This is a genomic window from Plantactinospora sp. KLBMP9567, from assembly GCF_033446045.1.
Classification (GTDB): domain Bacteria; phylum Actinomycetota; class Actinomycetes; order Mycobacteriales; family Micromonosporaceae; genus Plantactinospora.
The window spans coordinates 164,914-181,254 of the sequence record NZ_JAWQRR010000039.1; the positions used below are offsets into that span (position 1 = coordinate 164,914).

The following is a 16,341-nucleotide window of genomic DNA, read 5'->3' on the forward strand; positions in this document are numbered from 1 at the left end:
AGACCGGGGTCGTGCCCCCAACGGGATTCGAACCCGTGCTACCGCCTTGAAAGGGCGGCGTCCTGGGCCGCTAGACGATGAGGGCGGCCCCGCCATCATTGCACATGACAACTTCAGCGGCTGTGCTCCCATCCGGCCCCGCCGGAGGCTCCGAAAGCATACGTGATGGCCAGCCGCCCGACCAAACCGGTATTGCCAATCGGACAAGTCACCCCAAACTAACTCACCGGAGCCGGGTTATCCCGTACTTCCGCTTCAGGGAGGTGATCACCTGGGGGCAGGCGCCGAGGGTGCGACTTCGATCACCGCCGCCGTCGTGCAGCAGCACGATCGAACCGGGCCGGGCCTGCTGGGCGACCCGGCGGCGGATCTCCGAGGCGCTGGTGTCGTCCCAGTCCGCCGGGTCGACGTCCCAGTGCAACGACTTCATGCCGAGGGACTTGGCGACCGCGACGATCGACGGGGTCCACTTGCCGCCGGGCTGGCGGTAGTACCGGACCTTGATCCCGGGCACGGCCCGCTGGATCGCCTGGTCGGTCCGGCGCAGGTCGGCCCGGATCTGCGCCGTGTTCTTCTTGCCGAGCTTGAGATCGTGCTGCCAACTGTGGTTGCAGAGCGTGTGGCCCTCGCGCACGATCCGGCGTACCAGCGCGGGATACGCGCGGACCTTCACCCCCACCACGCAGAAGGTGGCCCGGACCCCGGCCCTGCGGAGCTGGTCGAGCACCTTCGGCGTCCACTGCGGGTGCGGGCCGTCGTCGAAGGTGAGTGCGACCCCGCGTACCCCGGTCAGCCGCTGGGTGTTCAGCGGGCCGACGGTACCCCGGGCGACCGGCTTCTTCCGGCTCGGTTTTGTCGGCGGCGCGGTAGGCGCGGCCGACGCCGTCGCGGTCACCTGGGGAATCGGCGGATAGGGCAGCGGTGATCTGGTCGAAAGCGGCTTCTCGTTCGCGCAACCGGTGGACAGCAGCACCAACAGGACGAGACCGGCGGCGAGCGCCGTACGTCGGGTCATCGAGCGGCTCCCGAGGGGGTTTCGGGTTACGGCTGCCCCACGTTAGCGGAGTGCGTACGGTGGCGATGTCCCGAATGCTCGGTAGCCGAGTCAGCGCCCCGAAGATCCGGGTACGTCCCGCAGCATCGTCAGCGCCTCCGCCAGCGTCGCCGGGGTGCGTACCCCGGGAGGCAGCAGCTCGGGCGGCCAGCCGGGACCGGCGGCGACCAGCAGCGGCGGCCGCCAGGGGCCGGCCCGTACGGCGGTGAGCTGGGCCGGGTCGCCGGTCGCCGAACGGTGCGACCAGACCACCACGGCCTGCGGGGCGGTCCGGTCCACGGCGTCGACCAGGGCGGTCACCGGCACCCGTGCGCCGAGCAGCCGGCAGTGCACGCCGACCTCGGCGAGCGCGGCGGCGAGCGCCTCCAGCGGCAGGCTGTGCTGCTCCTCGTCGGCGCAGGAGAGCAGGATCCGGGGTGCCGAGCCGCCGGCCGGCGGTCGGGGTACCGCCGCCAGCGCCTCCGACACGCAGCGGGACAGCAGGTGTTCCACCTCGATGAACGCCGCGCTGGCGGCGTGCCGTTCGCCGATGCCGACCAGCACCGGCCGGAGCATCCGCTCCCAGGTGGCGACCACGCCGCCGGCGTCGATCGCCGCGCCGATGCCTGCGCGCATCGCCAGCGGGTCGAGTCGCATCGCCGCCCGGGCCAGGCCCCGGGCCGCCGGACCGGCCCGACCGACCGCGATCGCCGTGCCTCCGCCGGCCCGCGCCGGCCCGTCCCGGACCGGCGCCTCCGCGGGTACGGCGCCCCGGCGCGCCCAGTCCGCCGCCTCGGCCGGGGCGATCCCCTCGGCGGTGAGCCGGCGCATCACGTCCAGTCGGTCCAGGTCCTCGACGCTGTACCGCCGGTGCTGACCCGGCACGTGCCGGGTCGGGCCCAGCCCGTACCGCTGGTGCCAGCTCCGCAGGGTGGTGACGGCGATGCCGAGCCGCCGCGCGACCGCTCCGGCGCTCAACCCGTCATCGGCCACCCGACCGCTCCGCCGGGTTGTCCTCCTGACCCGTGGGGGCCGGGACCTGCTCCCACCGGCCGCGGTTCTCCGCCCGGCGTGGTGGCCCGGACGAGGACGACGGTGGCCCGGACGGGGACGACGGTGCCGGGCCGGTCAGCCGGTTCAGCACCCCGGCCAGCCACGGGGCGTACGCCTCCGGGTCGGCGTCGAGCCCGGCCCGCAGCTCGTCGGGGTGTACCCAGCGCAGGTCGGCCACCTCGTCCGGGTCGGGCAGCACCGCCCGGTCGGCGTCGAAGTCGCCCCGGAGCACGTGGTCGTACTCGTACTCCACCCGGCCGGTGCCAGGATCCTCGGCCCGGTAGAGGTACACCCCGATCTCGGTCAGCGGCACCGCCTCGATGCCGAGTTCCTCGCGCAGCCGCCGGCCGGCGGCGGTGTCGAGCGCCTGGCCGGGCTCCGGGTGCCCACAGCAGCTGTTGGCCCAGCGCAGCGGGAACCTGGTCTTGGCGGCGGCCCGCTGCTGGAGCAGGATCCGGCCGGCCGGATCGACCAGCAGTACGGAGAAGGCCCGGTGCAACTGGCCGGGCGGCCGGTGCGCCTCGTCGACCGTACGGGCCCCGAGCGGGGTGCCGGCCTCGTCGACCAGCTCCACCAGGTGCCGCTCCCGGTCGGTCGGGCGGCCCCGCTCTCCGGCGTCGTCCCCCCGGTCGTTCCCGCCACGGCTCGCGGCATCGTCGCTCCGGGCTGCCCCGCCCTTCCGGCCGGCGTCGTCGCTCCGGCCCGGCGTGTCGCGGTCGGCTGTCATCTGCCACCTCCAGTCACCCGGGCGGCGGCGAGCTTCCCGGAGATCATCACCATAGGCACGCCCACCCCGGGTTGCGTGCCGGAACCGACGAACACCACGTTGGGCAGGCCGCGGTGCAGGTTGCCCGGCCGGAACGGACCGGTCTGCCACAGGTTGTGCGCGGCCGCGAACGGCGTACCGGCGGCCAACCCCGCGTCGGCCCAGTCGGCCGGGGTGACGATCCGGAGCACCTCGACGCTGCCGGCCAGCCCGACGTAGCCCCGGCGTTCCAGGGTGGCGAGCAGGTCGTCCGCGTACCGGCGGGGCAGCTCGCCGCGCCAGTCCAGCCCGGCACCCCGGTCGAGGTTGGGCACCGGGGCGAGCACGTAGTAGCCGTGTCGGCCGGCGGGCGCGACCGACGGGTCGGTCCGGCTCGGGTTGGTGACCAGCAGGGAGGGGTCCGACATCAGCTCGCCGCGCCGGATCACCTCGTCGAAGGTGCGCCGCCAGGCCCGGCCGAAGTGCATGTTGTGGTGGGCGATGCGCCGGTAGCCCTGCCCGGCGCCGACGTGCAGCACGACACAGGAGGGCGAGTAGCGCAGCCGCCGCGGTGGCGCACCGTCGGGCAGCAGGTCACGGTATGCCACCGGCAGGTCCGGGTTCAGCACCACCACGTCGGCGGGGACGAACTCGCCGTCGGCGGTGCGTACCCCGGTGGCCCGGCCGGCGGAGGTCTCCACCCGGTCGACCGTGCTGCCGTACCGGATCTGCACGCCGTGCTTCTCGGCCGCACCGGCCAGCGCCCGGGGGAGGGCGTGGATGCCGCCGCGCGGGAAGTAGACCCCGGCGACCGAGTCGAGATAGGAGATCACGGTGTAGATGGCGAGCGCGTCGTGCGGGGCGAGGCCGGCGTACATGGCCTGGAAGGAGAAGATCCGCCGGGTACGCGGGTCGGCGAAGAACTGGTCGACCTTGGTCTGCAACCGCCGGAACGCCCCGGCGGCCAGCAGCCGGAACAGGTTGGCGGTGAGCAGGTCGGTCGGGCGGTCCAGGTTGCGGTCGATGAAGTCGGCGCGTTCGAGCTGCCAGAGCCGGCGGGCGTAGTCGACGAACCGCAGATAGCCGTCGGCCTCCCGGGCACCGCAGACCCGGGCGATCTCCGCGGCCATCCGCGCGGTGTCGGTGACGACGTCCAGGGTGGACCCGTCCGGATAGTGCGCCCGGTACGCCGGGTCGAGCGGGACGAGGTCGAGCCAGTCGTCCAGTTCCTCGCCGACCGCCCCGAGCGCCTCCGCGATCAGGTCGGGCATGGTCAGCACGGTCGGTCCGGTGTCGAACTCGTACCCGTCGACGCTGAGCCGGCCGGCCCGCCCGCCCGGGACGGACTCGCGCTCCAGCACGGTCACCTGGCGTCCGGCGCCGGCCAGGTGCAGGGCGCAGGCGAGGCCGCCCAGGCCGGCGCCGACCACCACCACCCGGTCGGTCCGTCCACGTACGGTTCGCACCCGATCACCTCCTGGAACCGACCATCATCCTGGGTCCAAGGTCAGCAGGGCAGCACTCTTCTCGTTTTTGTACCTGAAAGATCCCTTGTTGACCCCTGGACGGGGCCGCGACCGGTACCTGGACAGGCCGCGAACCGCGCGCGCGAGAGCCGGTCGAGCGTACCCTGAAGCCCACGAGTTGCGTCGATTGATGCGTCGATTAGCCCCTGGAGGGTCGGTGGACACCAGTCTCGGCGGGTCCTATGAACGCTGCCGTGAGCTGCACAGACGGCACGGCCGGACCTACTATCTCGCGACCCGGCTGCTGCCCGCCTGGAAACGGCGGCACGTGCACGCGCTCTACGGCTTCACCCGGTACGCCGACGAGATCGTGGACCGGACCGAGGAACTCCCGACCCCGGCCCGGTCCGCTCGGCTCGCCGACTGGTCCGAGCGGTTCCTCGCCGGGCTGCGGGGCGAGCCGGTGACCGACCCGCTGCTGCCGGCCGTGCTGCACACCATCGCCGTCTTCGACCTCGACCGGGCGGACTTCGCCGCCTTCCTGCGCAGCATGGCGATGGACCTGACCGTGACCAGCTACCCCCGCTACGCCGACTTGCTCGACTACATGGCGGGCTCGGCCGCGGCGATCGGCACGATGATGCTGCCGATCCTGGGCAGCACCGACCCGGCCGCCGCCCGCGAGCCCGCCCGGCAACTCGGCTTCGCCTTCCAGCTCACCAACTTCATCCGGGACGTCGCCGAGGACCTGGGCCGGGGCCGGGTCTACCTGCCGGCCGAGGACCTGGCGAGATTCGGGGTCACCCCGGCCGACCTGGTCGCCGCCGCGCGGCGGGGGCGGGCCACCCCGCCGATCCGGCAACTGATCGAGTACGAGGTGAGCCGCGCCCGGGAGCACTACCTCGCCGCGGCACCCGGGGTGACCCTGCTCGCACCCGCCTCGCAGTCCTGCATCCGCACCGCCTACCTGCTCTACGGCGGCATCCTGGACGAGGTGGTCGCCGCCGGGTACGACGTCTTCGCCGGCCGGGCCGTCGTGCCGCGCCGGCGCCGGGCGGCGGTCGTCGCCCGGGCCCTGCTGACCCCGACCGGCACCCCGGTGGCGGTGCCAGGGGCGCCGACCGGAGTGCGGCGCGGGGCCGCCGAGCCGCTCACTATCCCTTGATGCTGCCGGTGGTCAGGCCGGACATGATGTTCCGCTGGAAGATCAGGAAGATCACCACGGTCGGGATCGCGGCGATCACCGAGGCGGCGATCACGACGTTCATCGGCGTACCGCCGGAGAAGGCGTAGATGCCGACGCTGACCGTGCGGGTCTCCGGGGACGGCATCACCAGCTTCGGCCAGAGGAAGTCCTTCCAGACCGCCGTCACCGCGAAGATGGAGACCACCCCGAGGATGGGGCGCGACATCGGCAGGATGATCGACCAGAGCGTGCGCAGCGGCGTCGCCCCGTCCATCACGGCCGCCGCCATCAGGTCCTCCGGGATCGAGTCGAAGAACCGCTTCAGCAGGAAGATGTTGAACGCGTTCGCGACCAGGGGCAGCCAGATCGCGAACGGCGAGTCCAGCAGGTTGATGTGCAGGATCGGCAGGTCGATCACGGTCACGTACTGCGGGACGATCAGGACCATCGCCGGGATCATCAGTGTCGCCAGCATCAGGCCGAGGATCGCGTTGCCGAAGACCGGTCGCAGCTTCGACAGCGAGTACGCCGCGGCGGTGTCCAGGACGAGCTGGAACAGCAGCGCCCCGGCCGCGTAGTAGAACGTGTTGAAGAGCAGCTTCGCCAGGTCGAGGTTGTTCCACGCGTCGGCGTAGTTCTGCGGCTGCGGATCCTGCGGGAAGAGCGTCGGCGGGGTCTGCGCGATCTCCTGTCCGGACTTGAGCGCGCCGGTGACCATCCAGTAGAGCGGACCGAGGAAGACCAGCGTGAACACCACCACGACGGTGGTGAGCAGCACCCAGTAGACGACCTTGCCGCGTCCCCGGCGGAGCTGGGCGGCGGAGATGAGGGTCCGGGTGCCGGAGTCCTGTGCCATTGGTTGCCCGTCCTAGTCCTGTTTCGCGGTCAGCCGCGCGTAGACGGCGGAGAAGCCGGCCAGCACCACGAGCATGATCACGCCGAGCGCCGCCGCGCCGTTGAGGTCGTTCTGGAAGAACCCGTGCTGGTAGATGAGGTACGCCACCGAGGTCGCCGAGTCCTCCGCGCCCGCGCCGTTGGCGAGGATCAGCGGTTCGATGAAGAGCTGCATCGTGGCGACGATCTGGAGCATCGCCAGCAGCAGCAGGATCAGCCGGGTCTGCGGGATGGTCACGTTGAGAATTCGCCGCCAGATCCCGGCACCGTCCAACTCGGCCGCCTCGTAGAGTTCGCCGGGGATGTTCTGCAACGCCGCCAGATAGATCAGCACCGCGCTGCCCATGTTCATCCAGGTCGAGGCGATCACCATCGCCGGCATCGTCATCTCCGGGGACTGCATCCACTCCGACGTCGGCAGGTGCAGCGCCTTGAGGATCGCGTTGAAGAGTCCGGCCTCGCTGGGGTCGTAGGCGTAGTACTTGAAGAGGAAGAGCGCCGAGGCCGGCGGCAGCATCACCGGCAGGTAGACCAGGATCCGCAGGTATCCCTTGGCGTGCCGGAACTCGTTGAGCAGGATCGCCACGAAGAACGGCACCGCGTACCCGAGGACGAGTGCCAGGACCGTGAAGTAGACGGTGTTCTTCCAGGCGGGCCAGAAGCTCGGGTCGTCGAGGATCCGCAGGTAGTTGTCCCAGCCCACCCAGGTGGTCTCGCCCCGCCGGGTGCGCTGGAAGCTCATCACGATGCCGCGGATCATCGGGTACCAGGAGAAGACGACGAAGCATGCCACCGCGCCGATCAGGAACGCGTGTCCGGTGAGGTTGTCCCGGACCTTCCGGCCGAGGCCGGTGCTGCGTCGTGGCCGTTCCGGGTACGGCCGCACGGCGCGACCCGGCCTGGTGGTACCCGGGGCGGTGGTGGTCGCCAAGGCAACTCCTGGAAAGTCGGTGACCCTACGATGCGGCGTGGACGCCGGTGGGGGCCGGTCGCGCCGGCCCCCACCCCAGCGGGATCAGCTCTCGGCGGCCAGGAGCTGGTTGACCTTGTCCTCGGCCGTCTTGAGCAGCGCGTCGACGTTCGCGTTCGGGTTCGTCAGCACCCCGGACATCGCGGCGTCGAGCACCGCGTAGATCGCCTGTGCGTTGCGCGGCTCACCCTTGATCGGTACCGGGTTCGTCTCGAAGATCGCGAAGTTCGCGGTGTCGAGGTTGGCGTTCGCCTTGCGCAGTTCGAGTTCCTGCTTCTGCGCCTCGCTGCCGTTGGCGAAGAGCAGCGGCTGCGGCAGTCCGACCGGGTAGTTCTGCGGCTTGGCCCGTACGTAGTCGAACTGGCCCTTGCCCGGCGTCAGCTTCTGGTACGCGATCCACTTCAGACCGGCCTTGACCTGCTCCGGGGTGAGGCCCTTCTTGAAGAAGTAGCCCTCGCCGCCGCCGAGCGTTCCCTTTGCCGGCCCGTCCTGGCCGGGCATCGGGGCCATCGCCCAGTCCTGGAACTTGCCCTGGAACTGGCTGACGATCGCCTGGGTGGAGTCCGGCGCACCGATGAACATGCCGACCTTGCCGGCGGCGGCGTTGGTCAGCAGGTCGCCCCACTGGAGCAGTTGGCGGGCGCCCATGCTGTCGTCGCCGTACCGCATGTCCTTGAGGTTCTGTAGGACCTGCCGGCCCATCGGGTTGTTGAAGTCGGCCTTCTTGCCGTCCGGGCTGAGGACCTGGCCGCCCTGGGAGTAGAGCAGGGCGGTGAAGTGCCAGCCTCCGGTGTTGCCGGCGCTGTATTCCGAGTAGCCGGCGATGCCGTTGCCGAGCGCCGAGATCTTCTTGGCGGCGGCCCGGACGTCGGCCCAGGTCTTGGGCGGGTTGTTCACGTCCAGTCCGGCCCGCTGGAACAGCACCTTGTTGTAGACCAGGCCCATCGAGTAGTTCTTCGCCGGTACGGCGTAGAGCTTGCCGCCGTCGGTGAAGACCTCCTTGAGTGCCGGGTCGACGCTGTCCCAGGTCGGCACGGTCTCCTTGTTGGCGTACTCGGTGATGTCCATCGCCTGGCCGGAGTCCAGCACCTGCGCCAGGTCGGTCATGTACCCGTAGAAGACGTCGGTCACGGTGCCGCCGGCGAGCCGGGCGGTGAAGTCCGGTGGGTTGTTGCACTGCTCGCCGACGCTCACGCTCTTGATGACGATGTCGGGGTTCTGCCGCTGGAACTCGGCGACATCGGCGTTCCAGTTCTGCAACAGCTCCTTCTGGGAGCCGACCGGCTGGCAGTCGACCGTGATGGTGACCTTGCCGCCGGCGTCGGAGTTGTCGTCGCTCTTCGTGGAGCATGCCGTGAGGCTGAGTCCCAGGCCGGCCACGAGCGCCAGCGCCGCGACCTTCCGGTACTGCGGTACGGACATCTGTCCATCCCTTCGGGAACGGGAGTCTCCATGACCTGTGCTGATCCGCGGGATCGTCACCGTGGCCGTGCCCTGCTGCTGGTCTGCACCCGCCATGTGACCGGCCCTGGAGCTGTATGGCATCGAGTGTGAGTGGGGTCACTGTAGCGAGACGAACTCATTTCAGCAAGATATCGATCGTGCTGTGAAAAGACACGACTTGATTACGGCAAATGAAGACAGCAGGTTGAGGTGTTGTCCGAAATCTTGCTGTTTCAGGGGACTGTTGCGAGAGGTGGGACCCGGACCGATCGGCGGCAGGCGGGGCCGGATCGCTTCGCGGTACGCACTCCGGAGCACCGGAGGACCCCGTGAACCCGACAGAACGCCGGCAGAACCAGGTCCAAAGAAGACAGACAGCGACCGGGACCAACAGGTCGGAACGGGAGCCGGGTGGGGACCGAGCTCCCGCCGAGGCTCCGGATCGCCCCGTCGGGGTCCCGACGGCGCAGCGGTGGCGGCACGACGCCGAGCAGGAACCGATCCGGGCGTACCGCGAGAAGGGTCGTCCCCCGGCCGAGCGCTCCGGCAGCGTGGCGGGTCGGCCCGGGCAGCCAGTCGGCCCGGGCAGCCGCAGCGTACGTCCCTACCCGGGTAGGACGGTGATCCGATCCACCTGGCTGACCGAGGGCGGATCGGGAAAGCTGGCGGGTATGGCTGAACAGGAGCGGACGCAGGTGGAGACCGACGAGATCGCGTCCACGGACGTGACGACGGACGTGGACGTGGTGGTGGTCGGGTTGGGCGTGGGCGGCGAGGAGGCGGCGAACCGGCTCGCCGCCGCCGGCCTCTCGGTCGTCGGCATCGAGCGCAACCTCGTCGGCGGCGAGTGTCCGTTCTGGGGATGCGTACCGAGCAAGATCATGATCCGGGCGGCGAACGCCCTGGCCGAGGCGCGCCGGGTCGACCACCTGGCCGGGCAGGCCCGGGTCGAGCCGGACTGGAGCATCGTGGCCAAGCGGATCCGCGAGGAGGCCACCGCCGGCTGGACCGACGACGCCGGGGTCGAGCGGTTCACCTCGAAGGGCGGCCGGTTCGTCCGGGGCTCCGGCCGGCTGGTCGGCCCCGGTCTGGTGCGGGTCGGCGACGAGACGTTCCGGGCCCGGGTCGGCGTCGTGCTGGGTACCGGCACCACCCCGGTGATCCCGCCGGTGCCGGGACTGGCCGGCACGCCGTACTGGACCAACCGGGAGGCGATGGAACTGGCCGAGCTGCCCGGATCGGTGGTGGTCCTCGGTGGCGGGGCGATCGGCGCGGAGGTGGCGCAGGTCCTCGCCCGGTTCGGCGTACGGGTCGGCATGGTGGAGGCCGGCGAGCGGGTGCTCGCGCAGGAGGAGCCGGAGTCGTCGGAGCGGGTCGCGGCGGCGCTGCGCGCGGACGGGGTGACGCTGCACACCGGGGCCCGGGCGGAGCGGGTGGAGCACGACGGCAGCGGCTTCACCGTGCATCTGGCCGACGGCGACCAACTCCGGGGCGAACGGCTGCTGGTGGCCACCGGCCGGCGGGCCGTACTCGACACGCTCGGCCTGGAGACCGTCGGGCTGGACCCGACGCGGCGGTTCGTGGAGACGGACGACCGGATGCGGGCCGGCGACGGGATCTGGGCGGTCGGTGACCTGACCGGGCACGGCGCCTTCACCCACGTGGCGATGTACCAGGCCGGGATCGCGATCGACGACATCCTGCGCCGGGCCGGCGTGCACGACGGGTCGGCCGGCGAGCGGCGGGCGGACTACCGGGCGCTGCCCCGGGTGACCTTCACCGATCCCGAGGTGGGTGCGGTCGGGCTGACCGAGCGACAGGCCCGGGACCGGGGGCTGGACGTCCGGACCAGCTTCACCCCGCTCTCCGAGTCCAGCCGTGGCTGGATCCATCAGGTTGGCGACGAGGGCTTCATCAAGCTGGTCGCCGACGCCGACCGGGGCGTACTGGTCGGCGCGACCTCGGCCGGTCCGGTCGGGGGCGAGGTGCTGAGCGCGCTGGCGGTGGCCGTGCACGCCGAGGTCCCGGTGAGCACGCTGGCCGGGATGATCTACGCCTATCCGACCTTCCACCGCGCGATCGAGACGGCGGTGCGCGGTTTGTTGCGGTAACGCGGTTTGTTGCGGCAGCCCGGCGAACTTCGGTTCGGTTTTTGCAACTGCCTGTCGTACTATCGCGGCCGTGACCAGAAGACTCACCGAGGTGGCCCGGAAGGCCGGGGTCAGCGAGGCCACGGTGAGCCGGGTGCTCAACGGCCGGGGCGGCGTCTCCGAGAGCACCCGGGTCGCCGTGCTGACCGCGCTGGACGTGCTCGGTTACGAGCGCCCCAGCAAGCTGCGTGGCGAGCGGGCCCGGTTGGTCGGGCTCGTCCTGCCCGAGTTGCAGAACCCGATCTTCCCGGCCCTGGCCGAGGTGGTCACCGGATCACTCGCCCAGCGGGGGCTCACCCCGGCGCTCTGTGCCCGCACCATCGGCGGAATCTCCGAGATGGACTACGTGGAGATGCTGCTGGACCACCAGGTCTCCGGGGTGATCTTCGCCGGTGGCTCGTACGCGCTGGCCGACGCCCCGCACGACCACTACCGGCGGCTCACCGACCGGGGCCTGCCGGTCGTACTGGTCAACGCCGGCGTCGACGAGCTGGGCTTCCCGTGCGTGTCGACCGACGACGCGGTGGCGGTCGAGCAGGCGTACGGGCACCTGCGGTCACTCGGCCACGAGCGGATCGGTCTGGTGCTGGGCCCGGCCGACCACGTGCCGTCGCGCCGGAAGCTCGCCGCGATGGCGAACGTCGCCGGCTGGGCCGACGACGAGGAGTGCGTCGAGCGGTCCAGCTTCTCCATGGAGGGGGCCCGGGTCGCGGCGAGCAAGTTGATCGAGCGCGGCGTGACCGGGATCATCTGCGCCAGTGACGTGATGGCGCTCGGCACCATCCGGGCCGCCCGCCGGCTGGGACGGTCGGTGCCGGCCGACATCTCGGTGGTCGGCTTCGACGACTCGGCGTTGATGACCTGCACCGACCCGCCGCTGACCACCGTCCGGCAGCCGATCGAGATGATGGGCCAGGCCGCGGTGGACCTGCTGGTGAACCAGATCGAGGGTGTCGGGGTGCTCACCGACGAGCTGCTCTTCGAGCCCGAACTGGTGGTACGCGGATCCACGGCGCCGGCGCCCGGACACTGACGGATCCGTTACCTGCACCGAGACCGTCACGCGGCCCGGTGCCCCGCACGTCGTCGGGCCCGCGGCGCGGCCGCCCGGCCGCGCCACCGCATCCCCCCGGGCCACGTCTCCGGCTGACCCGCCTCGACCGGCCCGCCTCGGCTGACCGGGCACTTTCGCGTCCCCGCGCAGGGGTTCCGTCGCGCCCCGGCGCCCTGCTCGGCACGGCTCCACCGCCCGCCGGAAGCCGGACGATCTAAGTCGTCATCTTTCAGAGTTCTGTCGCATTATTGCGGTGCCGCAATCGAGTTTGTATCGTCATCGGCACGAAACGAGGCACATCAGAGGTCCCATCACACTACGACCGCCCGGACCCAGCGTGCAGGTACCGGTGGACAGCTCACCGGACCGATCCAGAGAGCAGGTACTCGTGTCCACATCAGAGCGCCGCCGCCGGTGGTGGCGAGACGCGGTGATCTACCAGGTCTACCCGCGCAGCTTCGCCGACGACAACGGCGACGGCATCGGCGACATCGCCGGCATCCGGAAGCGGCTGGGCTACCTGTCCGGGCTGGGCGTCGACGCCATCTGGTTCGGTCCCTGGTATCCGTCGCCGATGGCCGACGCCGGCTACGACGTCTCCGACTTCCGGGCCGTCGAGCCGGTCTTCGGCACGCTTGCCGAGGTGGAGGAGCTGATCGCCGAGGCGCACGGTCAGGGACTGCGGATCATCGCCGACCTGGTGCCGAACCACTGCTCGGACCGGCATCCGTGGTTCCAGGCCGCGCTGGCCGGTGGTCCGGGTGCGCCGGAGCGGGAGCTGTTCTGGTTCCGTCCCGGCCGCGGCCCGGACGGCGACCAGCCGCCGACCGACTGGGTCGGCGAGTTCGGCGGCCAGACCTGGACCCGGACCACGAACCCGGACGGCACCCCGGGCGACTGGTACCTGCACCTCTTCGCCGCCGAGCAGCCCGACTTCAACTGGGACCATCCCCGGGTACGTGCCGAGTTCGAGGAGATCCTGCGGTTCTGGTTCGACCGGGGTGTGGACGGCATCCGGATCGACTCGGCGGCGCTGCTGCTCAAGGACGCCACCCTGCCCGAGGTGATGGAGGGGGCGCCGCATCCGTTCCACGACCTGGACGGGGTGCACGACATCTACCGGAGCTGGCGGCGGATCGCCGACAGCTACCCGGAGCCACGGGCACTGATCGGCGAGGTGTGGCTGCCGGACCGGCAGCGGTTCACCAACTACCTGCGCCCGGACGAGCTGCACACCGCGTTCAACTTCGACTTCCTCACCTGCGCCTGGGACGCGGCCAAACTGCGGGAGAGCATCGACGGCACGCTGGCCGAGCACGCCCCGATCGGTGCCCCGGCCACCTGGGTGCTCTCCAACCACGACGTGACCCGGGTGGTCACCCGGTACGGCCGGGCCGACACCACGTTCAGCTTCGCCAGCAAGCGCGAGGGGACGTACACCGACCTGGAACTGGGTACGGTGCGGGCCCGGGCCGCCGCGCTGCTCTCGCTCTCCCTGCCCGGCGCCGCGTACGTCTACCAGGGCGAGGAGCTGGGGCTCTGGGAGGTCGAGGACATCCCACCGGCGCTGCGGCAGGACCCGATGTATCCGCGCTCCGGATTCGTCGACCCCGGCCGGGACGGCTGCCGGGTGCCGCTGCCGTGGTCGGGTGACACGGCGCCGTTCGGGTTCAGCCCGGACGACGCGTCGACCTCGCCCTGGCTGCCGCAGCCGGCCGCCTGGAAGGACCAGACCGTGCAGGCGCAGACCGACGACCCGCACTCGATGCTGGAGCTGTACCGCGAGGCGATCCGGATCCGCCGGAGCCTGCCGGCCCTCGGCGACGGCACGCTGCGCTGGCTGCCGGCGCCGGACGGGGTACTGGCCTTCGCCCGTGACCCCGGCTTCGCCTGCGTGGTGAACCTCTCCGAGGCTCCGGTGGAGCTTCCGCCGCATCAGAGCCGCCTGCTGGCCAGCCGGCCGGTGGACGGTGATCTGCTGCCCTCCGACACCGCCGTCTGGCTGCGTACCGCCGACGCGAGTTGACGGTGCGCGGGCCGGCCGTGGCCACCGCCCGCGGTGGCGCTGGCACCGGTGAGTACGCCGACCTCACCGGTGTCGCGGTGGTGCACGCCGGCGGTGGGGACGCCGACCCCGCCGCCGGCGGGCTCACCGGCCCGGTCGCCCCGCCGGCCCTTCCCGGCCGCTGGGAGTTGCCCGGCGCTACTACGGTGGGCCGGAGCTGACCAGGGAGGATGGCCGGATGGGAAAGACGTACGACCGGATCGACGGCAGGCTCCGCAGCTTCATCGAGGCGCAGAAGGTCTTCTTCGTGGCGACCGCGCCGCTCGCCGCCGACGGGCACGTCAACCTCTCGCCCAAGGGGCTCGCCGGGTCGCTGGCGGTGCTCGACGACCAGACCGTGGCATATCTCGACTTCGGCGGCAGCGGGGCGGAGACCGTCGCGCACCTGCGGGAGAACGGGCGGATAACGCTCATGTGGTGCGCTTTCGACGGGCCGCCGAACATCGTCCGGGTGCACGGCCAGGGCGAGGCGGTGTTCCGGGACGACCCCCGGTGGGCGGAGCTGATCCGGCACTTCCCGGCGCAGGCCGGCGCGCCGGGTCTGCGGGCGATCGTGCTGGTCAGCGCGGGGCGGATCAGCGACAGTTGCGGCTACTCCGTCCCGTTCATGGACTATCGCGAGGAGCGGACGCTGCACGCCGACTACTTCGGCCGGAAGACCGACGAGGAGTTCGCCGCGTACTGCGAGCGGAAGGACCACGTCGGCAGCAGTCTAGACGGCCTGCCCGCGCTGCCGCTCCCGCTGCCGCCGCTGTCGGCCTGACCTGCCCCCCGGCCGGGCCTGACGCCGGCTGGGTCTCGCCGGCCGGGCCTCACGTCGGGCGGTACGACCCGTGCCGGCCCTCACCGGAGGTGAACCGGGCCACCCCCTCGGTGGCGTCGGTGGCGAGCGAGTTCATCCCGTACGCCAGCTCGGTGCGCATCGCCTCGTCCTCCGGGCGGCCGGCGGCGGCCAGCGTGGAGAGCCGGTCGTTGCGCAGGCAGGTCTGCGGGAAGCCGGCGATCTCGGCGGCCAGCGCCTCGGCCGCGGCCCGTGCCTCGCCCGGCTCGACAAGCCGGTTGACCAGCCCCATCTCGTACGCCTCCGGCGCCGGCACCGGGCGGCCGGTGAGGATCAGGTCCATCGCCCGGCTCTGCCCGATCAGCCGGGCCAGCCGCACCGTCCCGCCGTCGATCAGCGGTACGCCCCAGCGGCGGCTGAACACCCCGAAGACCGCGTCGGACTCGGCGACCCGCAGGTCGCACCAGAGCGCCAGCTCCAGCCCGCCCGCGACGGCGTACCCCGAGACGGCGGCGATCACCGGCTTGCCGAGTCGCATCCGGGTGGGGCCCATCGGGCCGTCACCCTCCGGCTCGACCCGGTTGCCGCTGGGGGTGGTGATCGCCTTCAGATCGGCACCGGAGCAGAACGTGCCGCCCTCGCCCCAGAGCACCGCCACCGAGGCCCGCGTGTCGGCGTCGAAGCCCCGGAACGCGGCGGCCAACTCCCGCGCGGTCGGGCCGTCCACCGCGTTCCTGGTCTCCGGCCGGGACAGTACGACCGTCCGCACCGGACCGTTCTCCTCGACTCGTACGCCCACCGGACAAGGATGCCCGCACCGGACCCCGCTCCGCATCCCCCGATCTCGTCACCGGCTCCGGTCAGCCGGACCGGTCGGGCCGGCCGGTGATCGCGCCCAGCGAGGCGGCGACGACACCGCCGATGCCGAGCAGGTGCGGCCAGCCCAGCGTCTCGTGCAGCAGGGTGAGCCCGACCAGTGCCGCCACCGCCGGCTCCAGGCTGAGCAGTACCGCGAAGACCCGGGCCGGCATCCGGCGCAGCACCGCCATCTCGGCCGAGTACGGCAGCACCGAGGAGAGCAACGCGACCCCGAGCCCGAGCGTCATGGTCCACGGGTCGAACAGCGCCGCCCCGCTGCCGGCCACCCCGAACGGCAGTACGCAGACCGCCCCGACCGCCATCCCCAGGGCCAGCCCCCGACTCCCGCCCAGCCGGGTGCTGGCCGCCTTGCCGAGCACGACGTAACCGGCCCAGCCCAGCGCGACGAGCCGGCAGCAGAACCGAGGTGGGACTTACGAATCCGTAAGAGGGTCCTGCCCGGAAGCTCAGGCCATGGCCCGGCGGAAGTTGTACGGCTCAGCGGAGCTCCAGGAGCGCCTTGGCGTGTCCCGGGTCCGCGTCGTACAACTCACCAGCCGGCCGGACTTTCCGGAGCCCGTGGACCGCCTGGCCGGCGGTGCCGTCTGGTGGGCGGAGGACGTAGAGCGCTGGATCGAGGAAC

Annotated in this window: 15 protein-coding genes and 1 tRNA gene; 6 read left to right on the plus strand and 10 right to left on the minus strand. The window is 71.6% G+C overall.

Features of this window, described 5'->3' with window-relative positions; all coding sequences use genetic code 11:
- Positions 1-12: 12 nt before the first annotated feature.
- The 5 genes from R6Y94_RS29105 to crtI form a co-directional block, all read right to left on the minus strand.
- A tRNA-Glu gene (locus R6Y94_RS29105) sits at positions 13-85 on the minus strand.
- A 138-nt stretch (positions 86-223) separates the two neighbouring features.
- The gene (locus R6Y94_RS29110) at positions 224-1,015 is read right to left on the minus strand and encodes a polysaccharide deacetylase family protein (protein ID WP_318399029.1); all 792 of its coding nucleotides are present in this window, start codon (positions 1,013-1,015) and stop codon (positions 224-226) included.
- A 90-nt stretch (positions 1,016-1,105) separates the two neighbouring features.
- Complete coding sequence (locus R6Y94_RS29115; RefSeq protein WP_318399030.1) at positions 1,106-2,026, minus strand: MerR family transcriptional regulator; 921 nt, start codon at positions 2,024-2,026, stop codon at positions 1,106-1,108.
- A complete protein-coding gene (idi, locus tag R6Y94_RS29120) occupies positions 2,016-2,663 on the minus strand; it encodes an isopentenyl-diphosphate Delta-isomerase (protein WP_318399094.1) in 648 nt (215 codons plus the stop codon). The genes R6Y94_RS29115 and idi overlap by 11 nt, the downstream gene beginning before the upstream one ends.
- Before the next feature lie 146 nt (positions 2,664-2,809).
- Positions 2,810-4,297 (minus strand): phytoene desaturase family protein, encoded by a 1,488-nt coding sequence (crtI, locus tag R6Y94_RS29125; RefSeq protein ID WP_318399031.1) that lies wholly within the window; start codon positions 4,295-4,297, stop codon positions 2,810-2,812.
- A 217-nt stretch (positions 4,298-4,514) separates the two neighbouring features.
- Here crtI and R6Y94_RS29130 point away from each other — a divergent pair, with 217 nt between their 5' ends.
- Positions 4,515-5,462: a phytoene/squalene synthase family protein gene (locus R6Y94_RS29130; RefSeq protein ID WP_318399032.1), complete on the plus strand. Its 948-nt coding sequence runs from the start codon at positions 4,515-4,517 to the stop codon at positions 5,460-5,462.
- On the opposite strand, the gene R6Y94_RS29135 is transcribed toward R6Y94_RS29130, so the two are convergent.
- The 3 genes from R6Y94_RS29135 to R6Y94_RS29145 all read right to left on the minus strand — a co-directional run bounded on the left by R6Y94_RS29135 (position 5,452) and on the right by R6Y94_RS29145 (position 8,769).
- Positions 5,452-6,339, minus strand: a complete 888-nt coding sequence (locus R6Y94_RS29135; protein WP_318399033.1) for a carbohydrate ABC transporter permease — start codon at positions 6,337-6,339, stop codon at positions 5,452-5,454. The genes R6Y94_RS29130 and R6Y94_RS29135 overlap by 11 nt on opposite strands.
- Before the next feature lie 12 nt (positions 6,340-6,351).
- A complete protein-coding gene (locus R6Y94_RS29140; protein WP_318399034.1) occupies positions 6,352-7,308 on the minus strand; it encodes a sugar ABC transporter permease in 957 nt (318 codons plus the stop codon).
- 84 nt (positions 7,309-7,392) lie between these two features.
- Positions 7,393-8,769 carry an ABC transporter substrate-binding protein gene (locus tag R6Y94_RS29145; RefSeq protein WP_318399035.1) on the minus strand — a complete coding sequence of 459 codons (1,377 nt, stop codon included), beginning with the start codon at positions 8,767-8,769 and terminating at the stop codon, positions 7,393-7,395.
- A 692-nt stretch (positions 8,770-9,461) separates the two neighbouring features.
- On the opposite strand from R6Y94_RS29145, the gene R6Y94_RS29150 reads away from it, so the two are divergent.
- The 5 genes from R6Y94_RS29150 to R6Y94_RS29170 all read left to right on the plus strand — a co-directional run bounded on the left by R6Y94_RS29150 (position 9,462) and on the right by R6Y94_RS29170 (position 14,822).
- Entirely contained in the window at positions 9,462-10,901 is a 1,440-nt protein-coding gene (locus R6Y94_RS29150) for an NAD(P)/FAD-dependent oxidoreductase (protein WP_318399036.1), read from the plus strand.
- Between the two features lie 70 nt (positions 10,902-10,971).
- Positions 10,972-11,973 carry a LacI family DNA-binding transcriptional regulator gene (locus tag R6Y94_RS29155; RefSeq protein WP_107262679.1) on the plus strand — a complete coding sequence of 334 codons (1,002 nt, stop codon included), beginning with the start codon at positions 10,972-10,974 and terminating at the stop codon, positions 11,971-11,973.
- 409 nt (positions 11,974-12,382) lie between these two features.
- Complete coding sequence (locus R6Y94_RS29160) at positions 12,383-14,020, plus strand: glycoside hydrolase family 13 protein (protein ID WP_318399037.1); 1,638 nt, start codon at positions 12,383-12,385, stop codon at positions 14,018-14,020.
- A 2-nt stretch (positions 14,021-14,022) separates the two neighbouring features.
- A complete protein-coding gene (locus tag R6Y94_RS29165; protein WP_318399038.1) occupies positions 14,023-14,220 on the plus strand; it encodes a hypothetical protein in 198 nt (65 codons plus the stop codon).
- Positions 14,221-14,237: 17 nt separating this feature from the next.
- Positions 14,238-14,822, plus strand: coding sequence for a pyridoxamine 5'-phosphate oxidase family protein (locus R6Y94_RS29170; RefSeq protein ID WP_318399039.1), 585 nt, complete (start codon positions 14,238-14,240; stop codon positions 14,820-14,822).
- Between the two features lie 49 nt (positions 14,823-14,871).
- Here the strand turns inward: R6Y94_RS29170 and R6Y94_RS29175 are convergent, their stop codons facing one another.
- Together R6Y94_RS29175 and R6Y94_RS29180 are read right to left on the minus strand one after the other, a co-directional pair.
- Positions 14,872-15,639 carry a crotonase/enoyl-CoA hydratase family protein gene (locus R6Y94_RS29175; protein ID WP_318399040.1) on the minus strand — a complete coding sequence of 256 codons (768 nt, stop codon included), beginning with the start codon at positions 15,637-15,639 and terminating at the stop codon, positions 14,872-14,874.
- Positions 15,640-15,700: 61 nt separating this feature from the next.
- Positions 15,701-16,099 (minus strand): EamA family transporter, encoded by a 399-nt coding sequence (locus tag R6Y94_RS29180; protein ID WP_318399095.1) that lies wholly within the window; start codon positions 16,097-16,099, stop codon positions 15,701-15,703.
- Between the last annotated feature and the right edge of the window lie 242 nt (positions 16,100-16,341).

Bases quoted from the DNA above. Each gene is read 5' to 3' on its own strand.
- R6Y94_RS29170 (WP_318399039.1), top strand. From the start codon at position 14,238: ATGGGAAAGACGTACGACCGGATCGACGGCAGGCTCCGCAGCTTCATC.
- R6Y94_RS29145 (WP_318399035.1), bottom strand. From the start codon at position 8,769: ATGTCCGTACCGCAGTACCGGAAGGTCGCGGCGCTGGCGCTCGTGGCC.
- R6Y94_RS29110 (WP_318399029.1), bottom strand. From the start codon at position 1,015: ATGACCCGACGTACGGCGCTCGCCGCCGGTCTCGTCCTGTTGGTGCTG.
- R6Y94_RS29150 (WP_318399036.1), top strand. From the start codon at position 9,462: ATGGCTGAACAGGAGCGGACGCAGGTGGAGACCGACGAGATCGCGTCC.
- R6Y94_RS29135 (WP_318399033.1), bottom strand. From the start codon at position 6,339: ATGGCACAGGACTCCGGCACCCGGACCCTCATCTCCGCCGCCCAGCTC.